The organism is Planotetraspora phitsanulokensis (genome assembly GCF_016863295.1).
Lineage (GTDB): Bacteria > Actinomycetota > Actinomycetes > Streptosporangiales > Streptosporangiaceae > Planotetraspora > Planotetraspora phitsanulokensis.
Genome location: NZ_BOOP01000050.1, coordinates 15,308 through 37,999, shown reverse-complemented (window position 1 = coordinate 37,999; position 22,692 = coordinate 15,308). Strand labels below are relative to the sequence as shown.

At 63.1% G+C, this 22,692-nt stretch carries 24 protein-coding genes and 2 pseudogenes; 16 read left to right on the top strand and 10 right to left on the bottom strand.

The genetic code is table 11. The features are described from left to right. The first annotated feature begins 183 nt into the window (after positions 1 to 183). Both Pph01_RS39955 and Pph01_RS39950 read left to right on the top strand, forming a co-directional pair. A complete protein-coding gene (locus Pph01_RS39955; RefSeq protein ID WP_204078468.1) occupies positions 184 to 963 on the top strand; it encodes an AAA family ATPase in 780 nt (259 codons plus the stop codon). A gap of 1,580 nt (positions 964 to 2,543) precedes the next feature. Beyond that, positions 2,544 to 3,251, top strand: coding sequence for a helix-turn-helix domain-containing protein (locus Pph01_RS39950; protein WP_204078467.1), 708 nt, complete (start codon positions 2,544 to 2,546; stop codon positions 3,249 to 3,251). A 107-nt stretch (positions 3,252 to 3,358) separates the two neighbouring features. Here the strand turns inward: Pph01_RS39950 and Pph01_RS39945 are convergent, their stop codons facing one another. From Pph01_RS39945 to Pph01_RS39935, 3 genes are read right to left on the bottom strand one after another with little or no spacing between them, the layout of a single operon-like run. Next, positions 3,359 to 4,138: a helix-turn-helix domain-containing protein gene (locus tag Pph01_RS39945; RefSeq protein ID WP_204078466.1), complete on the bottom strand. Its 780-nt coding sequence runs from the start codon at positions 4,136 to 4,138 to the stop codon at positions 3,359 to 3,361. Beyond that, complete coding sequence (locus Pph01_RS39940) at positions 4,135 to 5,631, bottom strand: hypothetical protein (RefSeq protein WP_204078465.1); 1,497 nt, start codon at positions 5,629 to 5,631, stop codon at positions 4,135 to 4,137. Before Pph01_RS39940 ends, Pph01_RS39945 begins: the two co-directional genes overlap by 4 nt. A 7-nt stretch (positions 5,632 to 5,638) precedes the next feature. Then, positions 5,639 to 6,412, bottom strand: coding sequence for an AAA family ATPase (locus Pph01_RS39935; RefSeq protein ID WP_204078464.1), 774 nt, complete (start codon positions 6,410 to 6,412; stop codon positions 5,639 to 5,641). A 199-nt stretch (positions 6,413 to 6,611) separates the two neighbouring features. Here Pph01_RS39935 and Pph01_RS39930 point away from each other — a divergent pair, with 199 nt between their 5' ends. Next, positions 6,612 to 7,106, top strand: a complete 495-nt coding sequence (locus Pph01_RS39930) for a winged helix-turn-helix transcriptional regulator (RefSeq protein ID WP_204078463.1) — start codon at positions 6,612 to 6,614, stop codon at positions 7,104 to 7,106. Between the two features lie 194 nt (positions 7,107 to 7,300). Here the strand turns inward: Pph01_RS39930 and Pph01_RS39925 are convergent, their stop codons facing one another. Further along, positions 7,301 to 7,543, bottom strand: a complete 243-nt coding sequence (locus Pph01_RS39925; protein WP_204078462.1) for a helix-turn-helix transcriptional regulator — start codon at positions 7,541 to 7,543, stop codon at positions 7,301 to 7,303. 2,142 nt (positions 7,544 to 9,685) lie between these two features. On the opposite strand from Pph01_RS39925, the gene Pph01_RS39920 reads away from it, so the two are divergent. The 3 genes from Pph01_RS39920 (at position 9,686) to Pph01_RS39910 (ending at position 11,583) form a co-directional block, all read left to right on the top strand. Further along, entirely contained in the window at positions 9,686 to 10,222 is a 537-nt protein-coding gene (locus tag Pph01_RS39920; protein WP_204078461.1) for a hypothetical protein, read from the top strand. Positions 10,223 to 10,448: 226 nt separating this feature from the next. Further along, positions 10,449 to 10,742: a hypothetical protein gene (locus Pph01_RS43590; protein ID WP_308441945.1), complete on the top strand. Its 294-nt coding sequence runs from the start codon at positions 10,449 to 10,451 to the stop codon at positions 10,740 to 10,742. A gap of 646 nt (positions 10,743 to 11,388) precedes the next feature. Continuing rightward, entirely contained in the window at positions 11,389 to 11,583 is a 195-nt protein-coding gene (locus Pph01_RS39910) for a hypothetical protein (protein WP_204078460.1), read from the top strand. 100 nt (positions 11,584 to 11,683) lie between these two features. Here Pph01_RS39910 and Pph01_RS39905 read toward each other — a convergent pair whose 3' ends face one another. Further along, a complete protein-coding gene (locus Pph01_RS39905; protein WP_204078459.1) occupies positions 11,684 to 11,863 on the bottom strand; it encodes a hypothetical protein in 180 nt (59 codons plus the stop codon). A 44-nt stretch (positions 11,864 to 11,907) separates the two neighbouring features. On the opposite strand from Pph01_RS39905, the gene Pph01_RS39900 reads away from it, so the two are divergent. The 3 genes from Pph01_RS39900 to Pph01_RS39890 all read left to right on the top strand — a co-directional run bounded on the left by Pph01_RS39900 (position 11,908) and on the right by Pph01_RS39890 (position 14,235). Next, positions 11,908 to 12,699: a PP2C family protein-serine/threonine phosphatase gene (locus Pph01_RS39900; RefSeq protein WP_204078458.1), complete on the top strand. Its 792-nt coding sequence runs from the start codon at positions 11,908 to 11,910 to the stop codon at positions 12,697 to 12,699. Between the two features lie 670 nt (positions 12,700 to 13,369). Then, positions 13,370 to 13,642 carry a hypothetical protein gene (locus Pph01_RS39895; protein ID WP_204078457.1) on the top strand — a complete coding sequence of 91 codons (273 nt, stop codon included), beginning with the start codon at positions 13,370 to 13,372 and terminating at the stop codon, positions 13,640 to 13,642. Positions 13,643 to 13,701: 59 nt separating this feature from the next. Then, complete coding sequence (locus tag Pph01_RS39890) at positions 13,702 to 14,235, top strand: hemerythrin domain-containing protein (protein WP_239117362.1); 534 nt, start codon at positions 13,702 to 13,704, stop codon at positions 14,233 to 14,235. Between the two features lie 21 nt (positions 14,236 to 14,256). Here the strand turns inward: Pph01_RS39890 and Pph01_RS39885 are convergent, their stop codons facing one another. Further along, entirely contained in the window at positions 14,257 to 14,673 is a 417-nt protein-coding gene (locus tag Pph01_RS39885; protein WP_239117361.1) for a low affinity iron permease family protein, read from the bottom strand. A 513-nt stretch (positions 14,674 to 15,186) separates the two neighbouring features. Between Pph01_RS39885 and Pph01_RS39880 the strand changes: the two genes are divergently transcribed. Both Pph01_RS39880 and Pph01_RS43125 read left to right on the top strand, forming a co-directional pair. Further along, positions 15,187 to 15,507, top strand: a complete 321-nt coding sequence (locus Pph01_RS39880; RefSeq protein ID WP_204078456.1) for a plasmid stabilization protein — start codon at positions 15,187 to 15,189, stop codon at positions 15,505 to 15,507. Between the two features lie 84 nt (positions 15,508 to 15,591). After that, positions 15,592 to 15,810, top strand: a pseudogene (locus Pph01_RS43125) (hypothetical protein); the annotation flags it as partial. Here Pph01_RS43125 and Pph01_RS43120 read toward each other — a convergent pair. Together Pph01_RS43120 and Pph01_RS39870 are read right to left on the bottom strand one after the other, a co-directional pair. After that, positions 15,774 to 16,880 (bottom strand): glycosyltransferase family 2 protein, encoded by a 1,107-nt coding sequence (locus Pph01_RS43120; RefSeq protein WP_239117360.1) that lies wholly within the window; start codon positions 16,878 to 16,880, stop codon positions 15,774 to 15,776. The pseudogene Pph01_RS43125 and the gene Pph01_RS43120 sit on opposite strands and share 37 nt — an antisense overlap. Beyond that, a complete protein-coding gene (locus tag Pph01_RS39870) occupies positions 16,862 to 17,866 on the bottom strand; it encodes an iron-containing redox enzyme family protein (protein WP_204078455.1) in 1,005 nt (334 codons plus the stop codon). The genes Pph01_RS43120 and Pph01_RS39870 overlap by 19 nt, the downstream gene beginning before the upstream one ends. 270 nt (positions 17,867 to 18,136) lie before the next feature. On the opposite strand from Pph01_RS39870, the gene Pph01_RS39865 reads away from it, so the two are divergent. From Pph01_RS39865 to Pph01_RS43890, 5 genes and pseudogenes are all read left to right on the top strand, one after another. Beyond that, positions 18,137 to 18,337, top strand: coding sequence for a hypothetical protein (locus tag Pph01_RS39865; RefSeq protein WP_204078454.1), 201 nt, complete (start codon positions 18,137 to 18,139; stop codon positions 18,335 to 18,337). Between the two features lie 314 nt (positions 18,338 to 18,651). Continuing rightward, positions 18,652 to 19,059, top strand: a complete 408-nt coding sequence (locus tag Pph01_RS39860) for a hypothetical protein (RefSeq protein ID WP_204078453.1) — start codon at positions 18,652 to 18,654, stop codon at positions 19,057 to 19,059. A gap of 95 nt (positions 19,060 to 19,154) precedes the next feature. Next, the gene (locus Pph01_RS39855; protein WP_204078452.1) at positions 19,155 to 19,823 is read left to right on the top strand and encodes a DUF6766 family protein; all 669 of its coding nucleotides are present in this window, start codon (positions 19,155 to 19,157) and stop codon (positions 19,821 to 19,823) included. Positions 19,824 to 19,947: 124 nt separating this feature from the next. Next, positions 19,948 to 20,163 (top strand): annotated as a pseudogene (locus tag Pph01_RS43895) (SPW repeat protein); the annotation flags it as partial. Between the two features lie 34 nt (positions 20,164 to 20,197). Continuing rightward, entirely contained in the window at positions 20,198 to 20,398 is a 201-nt protein-coding gene (locus Pph01_RS43890) for an SPW repeat protein (RefSeq protein ID WP_204078451.1), read from the top strand. A 231-nt stretch (positions 20,399 to 20,629) separates the two neighbouring features. Here the strand turns inward: Pph01_RS43890 and Pph01_RS39840 are convergent, their stop codons facing one another. Further along, positions 20,630 to 22,078 (bottom strand): aminotransferase class I/II-fold pyridoxal phosphate-dependent enzyme, encoded by a 1,449-nt coding sequence (locus Pph01_RS39840; protein ID WP_204078450.1) that lies wholly within the window; start codon positions 22,076 to 22,078, stop codon positions 20,630 to 20,632. After that, positions 22,079 to 22,237 (bottom strand): hypothetical protein, encoded by a 159-nt coding sequence (locus Pph01_RS39835; protein WP_204078449.1) that lies wholly within the window; start codon positions 22,235 to 22,237, stop codon positions 22,079 to 22,081. It lies immediately after the preceding gene. Positions 22,238 to 22,692: the final 455 nt, after the last annotated feature.

Sequence of the window (22,692 nt, the reverse complement as noted above, 5' to 3'; positions counted from 1 at the left end):
CTTCGACGCACGAACCGGTCGCTATCTCGGCTCCGCTGAACTATCAGACAAGGCATCTCCCGCAGAGATCGAGGAGGTGAAACAGGCGCGCGCTCGAATCACAACAGATGGGTTGCCGTCCACGGGGGTTCTACCCGGGACTGCGAAAGGGCGGCGCCAACAAAACAAGCACGGAGGTCAATAATGAGCATGTCCGGAAAAGGCCGCTCCCTTGGAGCCGCTATCGACGACCAGTACCTTGGTCTCGTCGACAGCAACGAAGTCGCGACAGAATCAATGCGCGAAACGCTCGAGAATCTCAAAGATGTTATCAGCGCGCGAGCAATGATGTGCATTCACGGAAACGCCGGCCTAGGCAAGACGTTTGCAGTAAACTCCTCGCTGAGAACACTGGCACCGGAGTTGACCCACCGCATCCAGTTTCGTGATCGCCCGACACCTCGCTACATCCGCAGCATGCTCTTTGAAGCCTTGGAGATCGGGGGCAAAGAGCCCCGAGGGCCAGCTGAATTCGACAAGCTACTCAAAAGTGTCTTGTCTGAGGAGTTTCGGATATTCATCTGCGATGAAGCGCAGTGGCTGTCAACAGAGTGCTTTGAGTACTGGCGGCACTTGTGGGATAACAAATACACTCAGATGGCTGTCATATTTGTTGGGGGTGGTGACTGTTACAGGGTTTTGCGTCGTGAGCCGATGCTGTCGTCACGGATCTTCATTTGGCAGGAGTACCGGAGTATGACAATAAATCAGATAGAGGATGTGATGCCTGATTTCCATCACATCTGGGAGGACGTCGACTCCGAGGACCTGAAGTTCGTGGATAAGTATGCAGGGCATGGAAACTTCCGCTCATGGGCAAAGATCACCGTGCATACCCTGCTGGAACTGAATCGATCAGAGCAGCGGATTGTCGATCGTGACTTGCTGAAGCGAGTGTTCAAGAGGCTTGGCGGGCGTAGGTGAGTAATTGTCTCAGAGCCAGCACGCAGGAGCATCTGTCATGGTCGTCCTAGACCCTGATGATGATGTTGAGTGCACTGCCGCTGCCTTGGACGCTCACGACCCGTTAACAGGGCAGCTTACGATCCACCCCACCCCCAGTACGAGGAGTGTTAGCCAACTCTGCCTTGATGTGTTGGCCGCGTTAGGAAAGCCGATCGACCAGCTGACTTCCTGTTCTCGGTCTGCAGAACGGATTCATGACGTGTGGGCGCGAGCTGCGGCTGCCTGGACTCTAGCGGAAGGTATCTGGCACATCATTGTGCTTCGGGCGCACCTGCTTGCCACAGATCAGCGCAGGTTTCTCATCCAACTCGCTTCTGACTGCGGTGCCACGATGACACTGATATGGCATGCGCACGCAGCGCGGGAGTGGTCGAGCCAACTGCCAGGCACTGGCGACATCCGCATCGTTGAGAGCGTCGCCCAGGCCCTCGCCGCGGCCGAACTCAGGCACAACCCGTCGCTTCGGTCAACGCCGGCGCGTGCCGTGGTGCGCTGCACAGCCCATGGTCTGGTGCCGAGTCCGTATACCTCGGAGTCAGGGGAACGTCCGCTGCCTTCGGTGCCGAGCAGCGATTTCCTCCACTTCCGCGCTGACGCGCACAGACAACTGGATAGGGTGAATTTCACTCGGTTCGATATCGTTTACCGATACGGGATGGACCGGGCATGTACATGGATCAGAGAACACCATGGGCACGAGGCGTTTTTGCCGGCCCGACTGCCGCAAGGATTGCCTATCGGGAGCGATCCTGGTGAACTCCGCGAAGTGTCGTTGGACCCGTCGCGGCCACTCCCGATCTTGGTTGCCGACCAGATGCTTGCGGTTGGTCCCGAGGATCTCGAACCCTACCCGTACCGAGCAGACTTGCCGTCGCTACAGATCTTCTTAGCGGAACTGGTGGCTGATTGCCCAACGCGAGAGCACGCGATCACGCGCATCCGCGGAGCGCAGGCGGGCTTCTTCTTACATGGCATACTGCTAACGGTGCCTGCCCTGTTGGGAAGTTGCACGGGCTACGGTCTCATCGCGCGACTCCCTCACTGCGATGCGGATCGAATCCGCACCGCTGTGGCGCATCCGGTGCATGCCGCAGCGTTGGCCACCGCGCTGCTCACAGGACTCAACGCTCGCATACTGGGCAACGTCCGCATTGACAGCCTCAGCGAAGACGGTTCGACGCTGGCGATCACCGTAAGCGTATATGACGGCGCGAACCCGAGCGATCAGCAACTTACTTACAGTATTCCCAGCTATGGTCGCTCACTTCTGGCAGCCGCGCGCACTTTTCACCTACTGGACGGGAAGCAACCGACTGACCTCCTGCTGGAGGATGGCATCGGACGGCGGAATCGGCGCCTCATCGAAACAGCCCGAATCTGCGCCCTCACTGTGCCGTCCATAGCGCACGGGGGAACCACTGGCATTCGTCCCTGGCATGGCCGGACCCATTGCTGGATAGTAGGAAAACCCGTGCACGACGCGAGACGAATAGTTGTCCCCGGGTGGGAGAAAGCAGACCGGGAGTCGGATCGATCAAATGCTTGACATCGATACCATCAGGCGTCGAATAAAAGAACTCGGCATGAGCGCGACAGAGTTCACTATACGTACAGGCATCTCTCCAGGAGCATTGAATGACCAGCTGCCACCAGAAAGTATTAGCCTCGCGTTGATCACCCGCATCAGTGCTGCGCTGAACATGAGTCCTGCCGAGCTCCTTATCCCAGAGCTCGGGGGAACTGCGCTTCCTCCACAAGACGATGATCTTATGCTGGAGGCGGCTCTAGCCTGCCATGGAGAACTCGCCGACAATGAACTTGTGGACGCTTTGGGCTGGTCACCCCAACGCCTCCGAGGCGCAGCTAAACGATTGGCAGACCGTCTTTGCAGTACATCCCTGCAGCTAGTGCAGGTCGACAACCGTCTCCGTCTCGAATGTCGCGCAGGAGTTCTTCCCCCGAAAGCGGAAATCGTGTTAAGCACAGCGAAGCAGGCACAAATACCTCCGACTCCCAGAGAAGCTGCCGTCCTGCTCCGCTTGATCCACGAGGAACGTGACGCCGGGGGAGTGGCCCTCCACTCCGGCATTGCTTTTCAATGGGAGATATCGCATATCCTCATGCGCCGCCTGATGGCCACAACTCGTAAACCGTTGGAAGTGACCGAAACCAGTGACAGTCGTTACCGTCTGGCGCCTCACCCGGACACAATTTTCGGACTATGTATAGGAACTCTGCCGGACTGATCTGAAAATCTTTATTGAATTCTTCGATCGCGTGCCGGTTTTTGTGAGGAGTTTATTAGGTTGGGCGCCCAAATGGATTACTGGACCGACCTATGTATTGGCGCAAATTACCACATGCGGCCATCGACAGGATGGTCCACAGACGGTTCGGTGGCGAGGCGAAGCGCGAACATCACATCAGGGTGGCAACTTATCTCGTAAAGCGTCCCGGGTGAAGGTAGCGCCGTCGGCGGCAGCGCCAGGAGCTGACGACTTATGAGGTCGCGATGAGAAGCTGGGTCGAAGTACGACTTCATTAGTGTAGTCCCCGCGAAGAATGGACGCAGGATTCCCAGGCGGATAACGTCAACAATCACGGAAGCTTCTTGCGGCGTCAATAGGGCTCGTCCCCGCCGCCACGCGACGAGCCGACGCCACGCGGCAGGCGGAAGGATCGTCGTGTGAGCCGTCAGTTCGACGATGTCTGCGGTTCGGATTAGACGGTGGGGTGTGTCAGCGAGCCTGACTTCCAAGGCGTTGAGGGCCGCGTCGAGGCGACCGTGAGTCCAGCCGAGGATGTCGGCGAGCTCGTCGAAAGTGAAAGCCTCATGTTCGGCGAGGACGGCTTCAGCGAGTTTATCGTCGACGTGGTCGTCGAGGTCATCTGCACGGTCCTCGTCTGCTGAGTTGTCAGCAGGTAGCCCAGCCGGCCTCGCGATGAGGTCGCCGGGATCGAGGTCAAGAACGGCGGCAATTCGAAGCAGGAGGCGGACGCTTGAGAGCTCGGGCCGTACGACAATTTCCAATTCGGCCAGGTGAACGCCTGTGCGTGCGGCGAATTCATCAGCGAGGCCAAGTGCGGCGACTCGTGCACGGATGAGCGCATGATTGATGAGTGGCTCGGTCACAACGGCTTCTTCAGGGTCTGACTGGCGCAGTCGTTCGGCTCGGGTCCATGTAAGGGATCGGCGACCCACCAGCACGATGCCATGCAGTGCCATGGCTCTTCTGAATGGCCGTCGAGACGCGCAGGCAGCACCACGCTGCAGATCGCAGCGTCTTCCTGGAGGAGATCTCCGAGTGACCCGGTGCCCGGGCCGAGAAGTTGCCAGGGATTGCCCGTGGACTCCGAGGAGATGCGAAGGCCGGCGAAGTGTTGAGCAGCACGCAGCAGGCCTCGGGCAGGGGCTGGGACGGCGTAGGACACGACACGATCGCGCAGAGGCATTTGCAGGCTTGTGGCGTCTGGTCGCAGCTGGCTGATCAGGATGCGCGCGAGTGAGTCATGGTTGGCATGAGTGAACAGGGCGGTGGCGAGCGCTGCCGCCCGTTGAGGATGTGCGATGCGGGTCCGGATGCGGGCCGCCATCGCGGGGGTGAAAGACGGGCCTCCGACGCCCGGCCCGCTAGTGCTCAAATCAGGAAGAGCGTGCAGGAGGAGACCGTGCAGAAGGAAGCCGGCTTGGGCACCGCGGACCCGGGCTAGTGTGTGACGCTGGCTGGAGCTATCGGCCACGAGGTCAGTCAGGAAAACTTGAAGACCACCTTCGTCATCCCAGGGGTACGGGTAACGGTCCGAAGTGGGCCGCTTCCGGCCTAGACACCAAAGTCCTTCGGCTAATCCTTCCAGCTGCGCATCGGAGTACATCTTGGCCAGCGTCGCCGCGCTGCGTTCAAGGTCCACAGGGAGCAGGAACGGCGCCACGACCGAGCGGATGCTATACGTGGGCGGTGTATCAGCGCGGTAGCCGATATGCGATGCCAGCCACGCGCACGCTGCATCAATGCCACGACCGTACTCGACGTCGACTGCAGAGAACTCGTCGTTGGACAATTGCCGGTAGGCGTCCGCACGAAATCGGGTGAACTCGCTACTCGGCAAGGACGGCAGCTCCGATGGGGCTGCTTGTCCAGATTCCTGCCAACCGTCGTGTCGTTCAAGGTCCGCCACGGGTTCGAGTGCCGACTCGAGACCGCAAGTTACCCGCTGGTTCTCACCTGTGGCCAGTATTTCCTCAATGGCCGGCGGAAGCGACCTCGAGTGACAGATGAGGACCATGTGGATAGCGGTGACCCGCTGCAATTCGATCATCTTGAGCCAGCGGTCCGGACTCTGCAGATGTGCCCTGAGCACGATCAACTGCTGGATGCGCTCCCCGAGGATCCATGCCGCGGCCGCCCGCCAGGACTGGCGATCGGAGGATATCCCCTCGGTGGCGATCCGATGCGGGGGCTTGCCGAGCGCCGCCAGCACATCATGAGCGAGAGCTGCCGTGCTGTGCACAGAAGGCGTCGGATCCACGATGATGCGGCCAAGGAGAGGCGCGTGGAGCCTCCATGCCGCCCTGGCGACGGAGAAGTCATCGGTCGAGTCGAACATTACGGTGACCTTGCCGGACATTCGCGCTTTAGGCACCTCGACCGCCTATCCGGCTGACTAGGCGAGCCAGAAACTGTCGATCAAGCGTCGCGCGTTCTGATTTAGACAAGGCGATCACAGCATGAGCAGTGAGCTTCGCCCACGCGCGGAAATTGCCGTTGCAGGCATGACTGTCGGCGAAAAGGATGTCATCGGGGTCGACATTGGCCCATAGCGGATGATATTCGGGAATTGACTTCAGTACCTGATCGCCGGTCATGCGGTGAAATTGCTGCCAGATGCGAATGCGTGAGGACAAGACCGACTCGCTCCGCAGCTTCTGATAGCAGTCACCGCCTCCGACGAACACCAGGGCGAGCTCCGTGCATGGGTCGTCCCACAGATAACGCCAATACTCGAAACACTCCGGCAGCATCCACTGAGCTTCGTCGCACACCAACACCCGGAATCGCTCGGAAAGGACTCGTTTGAGTAGATGGTCCAACACGATCGGCTTGGTCGCCGGGGTGCCGTCGATCTCTAGGGCGTCGAACAATAGATGGCGGATGTCGCGGGTACGGGATCGGCTCCGGAACTGCAGGCGTATTGTGCAGTCCGGCGCCAGGGCGCGCAGTGCCTGATTGACCGCCAAGGTCTTACCTAGGCCTGCGTCTCCGTAGATGCAACCCATTCCTGCGGTGGTGACAACATCGGTGAGGTTGTTCAGCGTAACGTTCAAACTGTCGGTAGGTACGACATTCGTCCCTTCGACTGATAGGTAGTGATCTTCCTCCTGGTCGGAGCCCAGGCGGGACGTGCTCATCGCAGACCTTGGGGGGCGTGGCCGCAAGCACGCGTCGATTCAAACCTGCAGGACAGTTGGCCCGAGGTGTGTATCTCCTGCTGAATGCAGCTGAGGTTGCTTCTCGAGTCGGCCGACGCGGCACTACGCGGGAAAGGAAAGTCGTCCCAGCGGACCGCAGGCAGGCATCCTGGAATCGACATCTCACAAGCCTCTCGCCGTGTTTTTGGTAAAGATCTGTGCAATGCGGTTGTGTCAGATGGCGGTGACTACGCTGGTCTTGCCGACCGGGCAGGCGATACCCGGCGATGGCTACACCGTGATCTGGTTGTCTGGAGTAACCAAGATGGGATTTAACACCAGCGCAGCTCCGCCCTGCAGGGTTTCGGCCAAGCTGCTCCTACCTGATGCGACTGCGGCGGCGCTGGATCTACTCAGCCGGCGCTGGGTCCCTCAGGTGCTGTACTTACTGTGCCAACGTGAGGCGCGCTTCAGCGATCTGGCCCAGGCGATTCCCGGTGTTTCCCGCCGTATCTTGACCGAACGCTTGCGTGATCTCGCAGACCAAGGACTCATTCGCCGCGAGGTAGACGGCGGTCCGCCAACCAGGATCACGTACGCCCTCACCGAGGATGGTGCTGCCCTGCGTGCCGCGTTGGAACAGATCGATACATGGGCAACCACTCGACATGTATCCCGGGCGGCGCGCCCGTAGGGAGAAGTGGATTCGGAGCAACGTACCTGTATCGAGGAGTATGGCGTGCGCTCTTCCATGACGTCGATGTGATGTTGCAGGCGCTGGGGCCGCATCCGTGTTTTTCGGGCACTAGACAGGTGCCGGGTGGCGCGGCGCGAAATGCGCGTCACCCAACTGCGGGACTGCCCTCGGGATGTTGAGCAGAGGTGCGCTCACGACAGCCCACGCGGGAAGAGTTCGCGGGCTGTGATTCCAAGGGCGTCGGCGATCTGGAAGATGTTGTCCAGTCGCGGGCTGTACATGCCGTTCTCGATCCGGTTGATGGTCTTGCGGTCCAAGCCAGCCAGTTCTCCCAGCCGTTCCTGGGTCAGATCGTGCTCCTCGCGTATCTCGCGTAGCCGCAGACCGAACTGTCTTCGCAGTTCGGCGAGGCGTGGCGGGATCGATGCGTGCACCTACCCAAACCTGGTGGGCATGATCCTTCAAGGTCTGTACCAAGTTTGGTACATATCGCGGCAAGTGGCCGGACGCCCGCCGCGAGTATCCGCAATGCTGCCTCAGCACCGCCTTTGTCCCGCGCCCCTACAGCGCAGCCCTCGGGAGGAGAGCCAGTGATCACAGTCGCCAATAGCACATCCAGCGAGCGGCTTACACCGCCCCAAACGGTCTCCACCGGATCGCCATCCTCCGCCTGGCTCATCCAGCACGCTGCACAGCTCGCGTCAGAAATTCACTCAGTCCTGCAGTTCATCCACGGGAAGCAGTTGAATCTCGCCGAAGAACTCCGTGCGCAATCAGCGGCAACGCAACTGCTTAAGGATGCGGCGGAGGCCAGCCTCATCCTGGAATCCTCGACAGCCCGACCATCAGCGTGGGAGGTCAACCGCCCAACAGCCCGGATCGTGCTCACACACGACCGGGAGACGAACCGCGGATCCGACACGGCCTGTTCCACCATGTCATCGCCGCATTCCCCCGGATCGGCGTGCTTGATGCCTACAGCCATGTTCGAGGCGGCGCAATCAGGACCCGCGCCTGGCGCGGGTGGCACGGGCCGGGCACGCGCGTGTCAGCGACACACCCGTGATAAAACCCGCCACGGCCACAGGCGCTACATGTGGCAGATGCGAGTCGCCGGGCACCGATCCACGCAGACCGAGCAGACGTCTGATAGCCGACAAGATCTATTTATGCGGGGCGTCCAGGTAGCGGACCTCTGGGTGGACCACCATCACAGCTGCTGCCCGTGGCGTTCTGGCGAGTGCACGACGTTCCAGCATCACGAATTGTGAGAACACGGCACCGAAGAGGATCCAGGTCCAGAACCTGGTACAACCACCCTTAGCTGCGAACGGACCGGCATTGCATCATGCCACGCGACCCGCGGCGCTTCAGATCCGCAGCAACCCCGGGCGGGTGCTGTAAACTCGGCGGCATAAGCCCCGGACCTGCCTCTGCACGCATGCAACCGGGGCACAGCTCTTTTTTACGTGTGCCGATCCAGCGGCACGTCCGCCATTGGAATGAGCCTCATCGGCGTGAATCCGCTGTACTTCGAGGCAAGCGTGGTTCGACAGGCGGCAGGATCAAGCGCCGACCCCCTGCCTCACATACGCTCTGATTCGCGCCGGTACAGCGCGCGGAGGGCGGCGCCGACCGGCTCGGCCAGCCGGAGGATGTCAACGTGCTCGCACCGCTGGCGATTCTCCCGCCGCAACGCGGCCAACTCCTCCCGCTCCCCGCTGGTCAGCTCGTCCCGGACTCCAGCGATCGCGCCATGGGCATGGTCACGAGCACGGTGTCAGTGCACAGGCAGACCGGCGCCATCCGTCCGGAGCCTCGCGCTGATCGTGGGATTCATGGCCATTGAAGTGGTCATCGGCCTTGTCGTCCAGTCGCTCGCATCGATCTCCGACGCGGCCCACATGCTCACCGACGCAGGGTCCCCGAGCGCCGGCGGGGTGGCCATCTCGGGCGATCTAGAGGTGTGGGAAGACCTTCGTCCTCGTGGCCGCATGTCCGCAGCGAGGTCGAGGGAGGGCTCAATGTCGACCATTGTGCTTCTCGAAGTTCTGCTGGGCGTCCTGGTGAGATTTCCGCGATCGTCACTATCGCCATCCTGTTGCCAGGGAGACAACGGCCCCAACTGCCATCCACGCCCAAACCGCCCCCTCCATGCCGTCCGCCGGTGACCGGCACGAGGCGCTGAGGCGTGGCCGGTCGAATGCGCCGCCATCGGGATGGAGCACACCTGCACCTCCCAGCACGGTGACGAAGCCGATGGTTCGCTTCTGATCTTCCGAATGGGCAACGTGCGTGCCTACGGCTTGAAGAGATCATCCCCTCAGCCTCATCGAGGAGGGTGTGCCGTGGCTGAGTCCTGATCGCGCGTCTGCCGTCCGCCGACGAGTGCTCCTCGGACCGCGGATTCGGTCGTCGGGTATGGGGAAAGAAACCCGTCCGACGGCGAGATGTACTCAGCCATAGGGCTGCGCGACAAGGGAAAAGAGAGCCCTACGGCATGGCCTGATGGTTTGCTGGTAATGGCTGATTTCTGCTGTGAACCCCGAAAGGCTGTCATGCGGACCAGATTGACCATGCCTGCCTATGTCAGCCGAGTTCGGTTCGTTGCGGCCGCTGTCGCGGCGGTCGCGTTGCTCGCCGGCTGCAGCTCAGGCGAGGCGCCGATGCAGCGATCCGCCGCTACGTCGGGCAACTTGGCGTCGACACCCGAGGCGGCGCCGGCCTCACCGCCGCTGACGGAGACGTCCACCTCGTCGGCATTGCCGAAAGCGGCCAACGGGACCGACCTTGCAGTCTGCAAGGACGCCGACTGTGAAGTTGAGGTCCGACCGGGTGACCGGTTGAAGATCGATGCCAAGTTCGGTTTGGATGCGATCACCGTCAAGTCCCTTGGGAGGGAAGAGATCAGGCTGGCTCTCAAAGGCTCCTCGGGTGGCCTACGTGCCGAAGGACGGAATGTCAGCGTCACAGGCACCTGCACCAACGGTCGCTGCCACGATGAAGGAGAGCTGACGCTGACCACCGACAAACCGGGACGCATCAACACAATCCAGCTGCGTCTGGCAGAGGTGGCCCCTGACCACGCCATTCTGGTGCTTCTGCCGAAATAGCGATCTGGAACCGAGTTGGGGACAGGAGGATCGCCATAAACCGATCCCGCGTCCCTCGACGAAGTGGTGTAAGAACACCGAGTACCCGATGCCTGGACCGTCCGTCAGCTGGTGACGGGGATCGGAGGGTCCACCCCGCACCTCGTCAGCAGGGTCCGCGTGCGCGGCCGCCCGGACGGCCTCGATCGCCTCGTCGGCCGAGCCGGGCGACTTCGGCGAGGTAGGCGTGAGCGTGCCGCTCGATCAGGTCCGCTTGCGTCATCTGGGGCTCGGGCTGTGGCAGTACCCGGGTGCCACCACCGCGCTTCCCGCTGACGTCACCGGCCCGTTCCAGCTCCCTGTACGCGCGGGCCACCGTGCCCACCGCCAGGCCAAGGTCGGCGGCGAGTCGGCGCACCGGGGGGCAGACAAGTGCCCACGCTCAACAACCCCGCACCGGATCAGCTCCGCGAGTTGTGCCCGGATCTGCTCGTACGGCGGCGAGGGACTGGTGACACCCACCTTGATCATGACGACCTGATACCCGGTCGGGAGAGCAGCTTCTCGCCGTCAACCGTTGAGGAAGCGAACGCATCGGCAATGTCCTCGTCGGCGACGACCAAAGCGACTATCCGAGCCGAACGCCGCCGCGAGTGGATGTTCTTCTTCCTCGGCTTCGTCACGTCCGCCGCCGCATCCGTGCCCATCGGCATAGGGGCAACAGCATTAGCTGAGCCCCCGCGACTGGTCACTCTGGTGAACTCGGCAGCCGTGGTGCGTCGGTGATCGGCATCGGTTTACCCGTCGACAGATCGAGCCGGGTACGGCGAACCTTCCGGTAGACCTCCGTCAATGCGTTGGACCTGGGCGGCCGCCAGGGGTCGTGCTGAGGAACGGGTCTTTGCCTGCCGCCCGCTGTTGCACGAGCTCAGAGGCCCCGTATGGGATCACGGAGCCCATCGTTCCCGACCGGCGCAGACCCTTGGTGTGTCACGTCGGGAGGAACACGCGCGCGACGGTGGGGGGAGTGCCTCGGCCCAAGCGACCCCTCGGCGCGCGCAGCGAGTCCTGTGGAGCGCGACTATTCGTTGGGGCGCGGGGTATTCGCCCCTCTTTGGGAAGGTATGCAACTTTCGTGCCCGGTTGTGGCGACCGCGGCCAGGCACCCGAGATACCTGTGGGGAACCATGCCGCAAGAGCGAGATGACAGGAACATTCCGCTGGCCGATCGACGGGCGGAGCAGGAGGCAGTGCACGACGAGCCCGACTTCGCCGAGGAGTTCACCCCTTCTCCCACCGATCCTGCTGGTCAGCCGGAAACCGACCCGGACAAGGAGGTCCACGGCCAGGACGAGGGATACGAAAAGCCGACCTCCGCCTGATCGTCCCGTCGAGATCAGTTTCTCGATGCGGGTCTCCGCATCGGGCCTACTGGCTTCGGGCGCACATCCGCGACCGTGTACCTCCGGCGCAGGCTGCAATCTACTTGGAGCGATTCAGCAACTCGATCACCGCGCGTTCGGCCGCGCCGTGTGTGGCGGGACCGTCGCTGTCGCCAAGGTCCTTGAGGGCGCAGTAGATGGTCTTTCCGCGTTGGTACGCCGCGATCACGCGCGGGTCGACGTAGGAGGCGCGGGCGACCGCCGGCACAGGCAGTGTCATCTGGGATCGCGCTCCGCGGCGCATTGACTCGTGCGAATCGTCGCGTGTCCGGCTTGCAGGCGGCGGGAGCGACCTCGACAGAGCTCGCGCAGACTCTTCAGCGGAGCCTTCTGCCGCCGATCATGCCGGAGATGGTCGGTATGCAGGTAGCGGCGGCCTTCATCCTCGCCGCCGGCGGCGTGATCGTCACGGGGGACTTTTACGACCTGTTCCCGCGCGGCGAGTCTCGCTGGTGCGTGGTTCTGGGAGACGTCTCAGGACATGGTGTAGACGCGGCCCAGGTCACTGCTCTGGCCAGGTACACCATCCGTGCCGACGCTCTCAACACCCTGTCGCCGAACCGAGTCTTGGCGCAGCTCAATCAGGCGCTATTGACCCAACGCCAACCAGACGAACGGTTCCTCACCACGGTCTGCGCCATCCTGCGACCGGATGCGGACGGTTTCACCGGCCTGATCACCACCGCGGGGCACCCTTCGGCGCTGCTCCACCGCGCTGACGGCACCGTGGAGTCCTTGCGGACCTCGGGCACCTTGCTCGGCATGTTCCCGGACGCCGACCTTGGACAGGTCCGGTTCTCGCTGCACCCCGGTGACGCTCTTGTGCTGTATTCCGACGGGGTCACCGAGGCGCACGCCGCGAACGACTGGGATCTCTTCGGGGAAGAGCGGTTGATCGCGCTGATCTCGAAGGTCGTGGACGCGGAGGCAGATGCTCTGGTGAAGTCGATCAGTGAGGCTGTCTTGGCCTACAGCAACGGATACATGGTCGACGACATGGCAATCCTGGTGCTTCGTGTTATCCGGCCTGGTGAGGCGAGCGCTGGCCGGAAGTGAGCATCACAGCGCAGGGGAGGCGCCCGCGGCGGGACATCCATGAAACTACGACTGCAGGACGAAGCTCTAGTCCAAGCCGACTTGAACCTCTCTGATCACCCACCGGCATCTACACGATCCAGCCCGCATGCTGACATGTGACGAGCAATCTCGAGCGCGATTGCTCGGGACTGGTCAACCGAAAACGAAGAGCGCCCGCCATTGAAGGAGACGGGCACCCTTCGCCGGAGTGCCGAGCGATCCCCTCCGCGCGCTCGACTGATCAATCCTCGCTGGTCATGTTCAGTCCTGTCCGCTGGTACAGGGCCTGGGGCGCCAGCGGGGATGCTGTGAGCGGCCAATCGGTGCCCTTTTGCCCCTTGCGGTCGTTGCCGGTGAACGCTCCTCATTCGGCAGTTCGACCAGTTCCACGAGATCGGCCAGGTCTACATGTGCCGCCAGTTCAGTCCGTATGGCAGTAAGCCACAAGGTATCGGCGGCCGTTCAGCCGTCGGGACACGCGTAGACGGTGCTGGCCGTCCAGGACGATCGCTTCGACCTCGTACCCGTCCGCACCGACCCACACCGACATGGGCGCGAGACTAGGAAATAGCAGGTCAAGAGGTAGTAAATCGCCCTCGTTGTGATTATCCAGCTAGCGATCTATAGCACAGATGTTCGAGAATGGAGTGTGCGTCGCTACCACCAACCCGCCGCGGTCGAGTTCGACGAGGGCTGCCAACCGGTGAGATTCACGGCTTGGAGCCGAACCTACGTTGTGGCGGAGGAGGTCGAATACTGGGAAGAACTCTTGCCGTGGTGGACCAGCGAGAACCTTGGCGCGGACCTAGAGGAGCTCACTGTCAGGCACTTGCGTATAAGGGCCAACGGTCCACAACGCTCCGCAGTCGTGGAGTTGGTCCAGCGCGCGGGTGAGTGGTTCGTGGAGGGCGTCGAGGACTAGCAGCTGTCTGTGCCGCCGTCGTCCGAGCGTGCAGAGCCCAGGTTTCGACCTTCCTGCTGGTGGCAGCGGGGGAGGCAGACGGCCAACTCGCCGAGTCTCGCAGAGGGGAAGCCCGCCGGATGGATGCCATCGTGCTGTTGAAGGACGATCACAAGACGGTCGAGAAGCTGTTCAAGGCCTTCGAGAAGGCGGGCAAGGGCGCGCATAAGGAGAAGCAGCGCATCGTCGGAAAGATCATCCAGGAGCTTACGGTTCACGCGTACATCGAGGAGGAGATCTTCTATCCGTCGGCCCGGCATGAAGTCCCGGAGACCGGCTCTCACGTCCTGGAGAGTGTTGAGGAGCACCACGTCGTGGTGTGGATGTTGTCCGAGCTCAAGAATCTCGACCCGGCCGACGAGAGGTACGACGCCAAGGTCACCGTCCTCATCGAGAACGTTCGGCATCATGTGGAAGAGGAGGAGCAGGAGTGGTTCCCGCAGGTCCGCAAGGCATTGGGACGTAACAGGCTCCAGGAACTCGGTGAGCGCATGGGCAAGGCCAAGGCCGACGCACCGAGTGATCCTCTCTCGTTGATGAGTGCGTGGGCGTGACTGCTCGCCGAGCGGAGATGGTCATGCGCTCTCTTTGTTCTCGAGGCCGACGGCATCGCGTAGCTCTTGGACGTCGGTGTGGAGCGGCTTTTCGTCGTGCTCCTCGCTGATCTGTTTCATCAGGTCGGCCAGTCCGTCGGCAATGGCGTTGAGCTTGTGCTGAATCGCTGCGTCGGCTCGGCTCTGCGTGTTCTGCAACAGGGCCACCAGGAGGAAGGTGACGATCGTGGTGGCCGTGTTGATGATCAGTTGCCAGGTGTCGATGCTGCCGATGAGGAAGAAGGATGGCGCCCAGACCAGAACGAGGAGCACGCACATCGCGAAGAACGAGCCTCGGGAGGCGTACTTGGATGCGGCGCTGGCGAATCGGTCGAACGCGGACAGGCGACGTCGGACATCGGACGGCATCGTGGGAGTGGAACCTTCGGCAAGGGACACCGTGGGTCCTCCTCGATCGCTGAGGCAAGGGGCCCGTCACCTGCCCTGAAAGGCCGCCCGATAACAACCTGCCCCCGCTGTCCACTTCGATCATGCTCTCGGGCGAACCGCGGGTCATTCACTTACCTTGCTTGGCCGGGAGGTGCGGGTGACAGCGCTCCGGGTACGTCACGGTGGTGGGCTCGAGAGGGTGCTGGCGTGCTGGCCCGGGTGCGCTACCCGTCAGTGACACGATGGTCCGCCTGCGATGACGGCGTGCGGGCAGCCGCTCGAGGGCAACCGCTACGCGATCTCGATGCCCTCCCATGGACTGAGCAGGCGTGGAGAAGACGCTGAGCAATCGACGGGAAATCGAGTGGTCTTCGCCCCGGGTAGCCGACGACCGATCGAGGACCAGTATCGATAGACCCTCGACGCGCGGCCTCTGCCACTGCTCCGTGTCGTGGTCGTCGGGTGTGAGCTCGAAGGCAATGGGTAGGCGCGCAGGTAAGGCCATTGAGCGAGGTGAGGACCATGCCACGTGGGTCCAGTCCCAAGCGGGAACGGCAGTACGAGCACATCAAGGACAGTGCGAAGCAGCGCGGGGAGAGCGACAAAAGGGCCGAGGAGATCGCTGCCCGGACCGTGAACAAGGAGCGCGCCCGTACTGGCGAGTCCCGTACAGCGAGCCGCACGTCCACCAAGGACATGTCCTCTTCCCGCAGGGGCGGGCTGCGCTCGCACAGCGGTGCCGGCGGTCGTACCAAGGAGCAGCTCTACGCCGAGGCTAAGCGTCGCAATATCAAGGGCCGTTCGTCCATGAGCAAGTCGCAACTGGAGAAGGCCCTCAGCTGAGGTCCCCCGATCGTGTGGGGAGGACACTGGCTTGCTCGTCGATCAACAATTCGGCGAGCGGGCGAAGTCGCGCTGGTTTTCGTTCTGGGCCGCCTTCTTGCTGCCGCCCGTGATCGGCGCCTGAGCCGTGGTGCCTTTCGGAGTTGCCTACCAGTTCAAACTCTCCGCTTCCAGGAGGAGCCTGACCGTTCAGCGGGCGATCGGGTTGAGATCACTCCATGCCGAGACGGCCCGCTGTTGATTCGAGGTCCCTTCCGCCTGGTTACTCAGAATGGACGGCCCATTGAGCCGGGCAGAGCGACTGTGGCCTTGTGCCGATGTGGGCGTTCGGCGACGAAGCCGTTCTGCGACGGCTCACACAAGGCGACAGGCTTTCGAGCGGCCAGCGAACCCGAGATACCCGGCTGACATCGTCGAAGTTGCCGCGATGAATGAGCTGACACGCGGATGCGGTTCCCGCTGTAGCGGATGCCGCCACGCCCGAGACGTACGGCGAGGGCCAGCCAGCTGCACACGGCGCGTTCCAGCACCCAGGCGGGCGCATAGAGCAGGCAACTCGCCGGGAACACCCCCCGGCCGGCCGCGCGGCGGCGGCCGAGTTCCGCGACGCCCATCGAGATCCCGGCACAGAGGCCCACCATGCCGTAGTTGTGCCGCCGCACCAGGACGGCCAGGCCGGGAAGAACCGCAAGGAAAGCAGCCATGCGGAGAGGTTGGGCGAGATCATCGTAGGCCTGGCGGACGCGCTGAGACCAGAATCGCTCTGTCCGTGGGGGAACCCGGCGCACATAGAGACCGAGGGCGCGCTGCTCGCGGCCTGCGTGCGCCCGGACGGTGCGGATGAGCTCCAGATTCTCAAAGAGCACGTCGCCGTCGTAGCCACCCATGGTCAGGAAGAACGACCGTCTGACCCCGAACGTGCCTGGATAGTCGCCCCCGAAGGCCCGGTTGATCAACGCCCGGGCGGTGTCCCATCGGGCATGCCAGGGGAGTGGTGAGAAGAAATTCTGCGGCCGGACGAGATCGGCGGTCTGTAGCAGGTTCCATATGCGGGTGAGGCCGATGGCGTCGTAGCGCACGTCGTCGTCGGCGATCACCACATGCTCGGCGCGGCTTTCGCGCACCCCTGTGATGACCCCGGCCACCTTCCCGTTGGCCGTCACAAGGTCGTCGTGAGGTGGCAGGTGGTGCACCATATCCCCCCACAGGCGGGCGTTCCTGGAGAACCGCCCTCGAGACGAACCGTCGACCACGAGGACGCGTACGTGCCTGCTCAGCCAGCGGAGGTAGCCGGTGAGTTCGGCGAGATCCGTGTCGTCCTCGCAGCGCAACGGCAGCACATAGTCGAGGTCGATCACGGGTGGGCCGTCCACTCGCACAATTCCCGCAACGACGTCTCGCCCTCCGTCCACTGGCTCATCAGATGCTCGGCGACGAGCCGGTCGAGAGTCAGCGCGCAGGCGGCGCCGTACAGAATGGCGCCGGTCGCGGAGGGATCGTCCGTGGCGAACGCGCCGCACATGTCGTGCGCGGCGATCTGCTCATGTACGGCGTCCGCTTGCACGTGCTCGTCGTAGAAGCGGCGAGCTTCGGGATCGACGCCCAACCTTCTCAGCCCCTGGCTGTATAGCGCGTTGGGCAGGGAGGACGTCATCTCGAAGGCCGCCAGGTGACCCAGCAGCGCGCCGCGATGCCTGCGGTGCAGGCCGAACAGCGACATGACGTTGCCCACCGTAAGGGTGATCGCCGGAACGCGGTCGATGTAGGCGCCGTAGGAGTCATCGAGACCGAGCGCGCGCATCGTGGCGCGAAAGAGCTCCGAATGCATGCGCTGGGACCGGCCGCCGCCGTATTCGTCCGTCTGGATCTCGACGAGCGCCGCCTTCGCGGGCCCGCGGAGCCGAGGTATCGCCCAGGTGTGCGGATCAGCTTCCTTCAGGTGGTAGATCGAGCGATGGATGGCGAACTCGCGAAACTGGCCGATGTCAGCGGTTCGGTGCAGGAAATCCGATAACCGAGGCCCTTGCTCGGCCGCAACCAACCCAACCAGGGCCTGCGGCACCTCAGCGGGCGGGATGGTGAGAGGGGCCGGGACCAGGTGTGCGAGTGCCCGTTCGAAATGGGACTCCAGCATCTCCCGTATCGCCAGAAGGGACGGGGCCCACTCCCACCGGTCCTCCACCTCGTCGAACCCCTGGTAGTGCAACTCGTAGCAGGCGAAGAGCGCCAACTGGAGATCCTCGTCCTGGAGCTCGCCCTCGTCCCTGCCGGGCGGAGGGGACGCGAGCTCGTGAGCCGGGCTTCTCAGCTCCTCGAAGAGCCAGTTGGTGAGCGGTCCTCTGGGTGTGGGCAGTCGCATGGCGCTCCACAGGTGAATCGGGCGCGGCCGACACCGGCATGACGACCTTCGCAGGCGAATGACCTGCAGTTATGGCGCTCCCGAGATGAGCCGAGAGCCTGTCCGCAGCCAGTACCCGCCGGTGGGCTCCGTACACACGTGGCGTCATCGATGTCGGGGTAGCTGGCCCGGCCGGACGCTTAGGGGGTGTCCCCCGCATGACCCGAATGCGCAGTGGGCGCTCCGGTTGATTTGGTGGAGCAGGGTAGGGAGGCGGACATGAAACGATCGTTGGACGTCAAGCTGATCGTTGCCTGCCTGGGGATCATCGTTTTCCTTTTCGTTGCGATCGGAGCGGGAATCGCGGGGGTGTGGCCGCTCTTCCTGGCCGGCATCCTCCTGACCGCCGTCGCCATCGCGTGCGCCTTGATGATGGGCGAACGCTGGCGTTCGATCACTGAAGCACGCGCACAACGATCACGCCGTCGCTGACGGACATGCCGCCTACACCGGAGCGACCGATGAATTTCGGACTGTCGACTGCGCAACGTGACGTCTTCGGCATGTTTGTCAGCGGCCTTGACGCCTCCCTCGAACTTCCCGTTGGCGCTGGCCGCGGCTCTCAGACATTACGGTCTCGGCCATTCCTGGCCGGCTGGGCCTGATATTGCGGGAAGTGACGGAGGAATCGGTCAGGTGATGCTTCGATGCGCGAAGATGATGATCTTCGGCCTGGCATTCCTGACGCGGCTGCCTAAATCCTTGTTTTACGGGTGATATGTGCGATCCAGGGTAGCTGCCGGTCCGTGAGCAGAAGTGTGGGACGTCACGCGGTACGGGTGATGCTCGCGACGGCGACGGCGCTCCTGGTGGGGGTGTCGGGCTGTTCCTCGGTTCCGGACGCCAGGATCGGCGCGGTGGTGGATCGGTTCTACGGCGCGGTCCGTGACGGGCGGGGAGATGCCGCGTGTGCGTTGCTCGCTCCGCGGACGGTGGCCGAACTGGGGGTCGGGGGTAGCGACTGCGCAATGTCGGTCTTGGAATTGCGTCCGCCGGGGGCCCTGCGGACGGTGGCAGCGTGGGGGAGTGAGGCGCAGGTGCGCTTGGCCGCCGACACGGTGTTCCTGCACAGGTTCCCCGAGGGCTGGCGTGTGCGGGCGGCGGGCTGCCGGCCTCGCGGGGACGAGCCGTACCTGTGCGTGGTGGGAGGCTGACATGCGGGCGATGTTCGCGATCACGCTGGCCGTCATCGTGGTCGGCCTGGCGTGCTTCATGGTCGTCGGGCTGCTGCATCGGTGAGGAGCGCGGCATGAGACGGTTCGTGAGGGATCAGGCTCTCAGCCTTTTCTTCTTGGTCATCTTCGTGCTCGCGCTCATAGGCCAGTCGGTCGCAGGAAACGCCGACTACAACGCGCAGCAGGTCGCGAACAGTGGCGCTCCGATTTCCTGGCCCGCCTATGTGACGTCCAGTTCATACGCCGTGGACGTCGCCGAGAACTGGCAGTCGGAGTATTTGCAGTTTCTGCTGTTCATCCTGATCACGGTATGGCTAGTGCAGCGGGGCTCGCACGAGTCGAAGGAGCCCGGTCGCGAAGGACCCGAGAGCGACGAGGCGCAGCAGATGGGGCCGTACGCGGGACCGGACAGCCCGGGGCTGGCACGAGCGGGAGGCCTGCGCCCCTTCCTTTACAGCAATTCTCTGGGCCTCGTCATGGGCCTGGTCTTCGTTCTGTCGTGGCTGGCGCAGTCCGTGGCGGGGACGGCGAGCTACAACGCCGAGCAACTGTCGCAGCTCCAGGATCCGGTGAGCTGGTCGGATTACATCGTCTCCGCCGACTTCTGGAACCGTACGCTGCAGAACTGGCAGTCGGAGTTCCTCGCCGTGTTATCTATGGTCGTCTTGTCGATCTACCTGCGCCAGCGCGGATCGCCTGAGTCCAAACGCGTAGGCGATCCGCACAAGCAGACCGAAGCGTGAGGCGATCGTTGAGGGTCGGGGCGACGAGCCGTGGCCCTTTCATGGACCTGTGATGACCATGGCCTGGGCGTCGCCGGGTAGGCGGGAGGTGTGAAGCAAGCATCGTGAGAAGGGAAGCTAGATCATGATGCGAACGGGTTTGGCGGCTCGCCCGGATGTGGCGGAACTGCGGGACACGTACGACCGTGCGGGATCGACCGCCCCAGCGCAGTTCGCGGATGGCCTAACTCTGCTGGCGGGTCTCTATCTGGCGATTTCGCCGTGGGTCGTCGGGTTCTATGGGTTCGGGAACCTGAGGCTCAACAATCTGATCGTCGGCTTGGCGGTCGTCGCGCTCGCCATGGTTCGCGTCGGCATTCGGCCGGACGTACGGCGTGAGCTGGCTGCTACCTGTGCTGGGCGTGTGGACGATCATCGCGCCCTGGGTCATCAGCGGACAACCGGCCACCACTCGTACCGTCTGGAACAACGTCGTGACGGGTGCCGTCATCGCCGTGTTCGGCCTTGCGGCCATGGCCACCGCACTGCTCCAGCAACGGAAACAGCAACTGGTCCACGGAACCGGCGGCAAGTAGTAGCCCTTCAGGCCGTTGGCGAGTCCGGTTCGCCAACCGTCCGGCGGGACGGAGTCTGCTTCAGACGCGGTCGGCCTGGCCCTGTCGCCGACCACCGGGTCGTCCTGACAGTTGAAGAGACTGGGGCGGTTTCTGAACGACTATCCGTGGAGTGCGCCGGCCTACCGGACGAGATCGCGACGGTGCGCGTCGACACGTTCAAGAAGGCACATCCCGAGTTCTAGCTCGCGATCATTCGTCGACCACTCGCAAGGTCTTCAATGTGGGATCGCTGGCGTCCGGGATGTGCATTCCGGCCGCGAGGCCCGTGATCAGGTAGCGCAGCACGGGTGCCGTGATGCGTTCACCTGGTGTGATCGCCGGAGCGCCCGGGGGGTACGGGGTGACCATCTCGGCCGCTATGCGGCCGACGGCCTGCTCGGCCGGGATCTGTTGCACCCGGCCGAAGAATGCGTCGCGCGGCAGCATGAGGGTTTCCAGCTCGAGTTCGCCAGGTTGGGGCAGGTCTACATGGGCGGCTGGGGGAAGATCGCCGGTTGAGGCGAGCGCTCGGAGTGAGTCGACCAGGGCGCCTGCGGTCTCGGCGTCGTCGGCCACGGTGAGCTGGGCGCTGACACGACGATGGTCGCTGAGCGCCATGTTGATGTTGCAACGGTTCCGCAGCCAGTCAGCGGCGTGATAGCCGTCCACTTCGAGTTCGGATGCGTCGATGACGATTTTCAACGGATCGAGATCATAGGCGCGGGTGGACTCGTTGCTCAGGGTCCACAGACCTTCGATTCCATCGATGGCTCGGCGGGTGGACTCGGCGAGTTCCATGGCTCTGCTGAGCAGTTCGCTGCCGTGTTCGACCATCTGTCTGCGCCAGCCGTCCAGTGCCGCATAGATCAGGCTGGATGGGCTGGTGGTCCCGAGCAGGTCCTCACGCAACTTGAGCACCGCTGGGTCGACGCGATCGCCTTTCAGGTGGAACACCGAGCTCTGTTCCAGCCCGTTGCCCATCTTGTGCACGCTGGTCACGCAGAGGTCCGCTCCGGCGTCCATGCCCCAAGCCGGCAGGTCGTCGTGGAAGGGAAGATGAGCTCCCCACGCCTCATCCACGATGAACGTCCGGTCGTATCGCCGGCAGACTTCCGCGATGCCGGCGAGGTCGGCGCAGGTTCCATAGTCAGTGGGGCTGGCGATCAACGCTCCCTTGGCCTGCGGCTCGGCCTTGAAAGCCGCCTCTACCGCAGCGGGTGATGGAGGGTAGGAAAAGCCGAGTTCGGCGTCCCATTCGGGATGGACCCAGACGGGGTGCACGCCGCTGATGATCAAACCCGCGATCACCGATTTGTGCGAGCTGCGGGCGACCAGGAGTTTCTCACCTGGCCCTGCGACGGACAACATCGCGCTCTTGACCGACAGGGAACTGCCGCAGGTGGAGAAGAACGTGTGATCGGCATGGACGGCCTGTGCCATCAGCTCTTGCGCCTGTTCCAGCACCCCTTGCGACATCAGCCGATCGTCGAGTCCATTGAGAGCCATCACATCCGCGGCGAACATGTCACGGCCAAGGATCTCCAGCACACGAGGGTCCACCCCGCGACCCTGCTTATGCCCCGGAGGGGTGAAGGACAGGTCGCCTCGCCTGCGATAGGCGACCAGTGCGTCCAGAACAGGTGTGCGTCTCTGATCCATTCAGCCCTCCCGCCGCACGTCTGGGCCGGTCGCGGCCATGGTGTTCAGGAACCACGCCGCCTGGCCCCGTCGAAGATCGCTGTGGTACGTGCTCAGGAGGCCCAGTCTGATCAGGCGACTCAATGTCGGAAGCAGTGTGATGAAAAGAAGTTCCGGCATGGCAACTCCTCGAGCCGTAACTATGTGTATCTAATCGCTACTTTGCGTAGTACCCTCGGGGGTCTCAGCTCATCTCCCCACCGGGAAGATCGGTAAGGGGGTGCAACGCCGTCCTCATATCTCCCGCCGCCGGACCAGTCGGGCCTTGAGGTATGGATTCGGCAACTGCTTCGTCTCACAGGAGCCTGTGCGATCTCTGAGCCCTGTGCGGTCTTCCCACCGCTCACCGATCCCTCTAGTCATATGCCTGTGACCTAGGTGCGGGCCGCAATCGAAAGGATCGCCGGCTCTGGTGGCTATCCCGCGTCATTTCGATCTCGTTGCGTATGGAGTGAGCGAGGCTGCTGGCCGCAGGAAGAAGCTCCAGGCGCTCTGCGCCATTTGTCGGCGCCTCGCTCGAAGGACCTAACGGTCTCGTCGGTCCTCTCGCGTCTGGTCGTCGGCCTCCGCGCCCC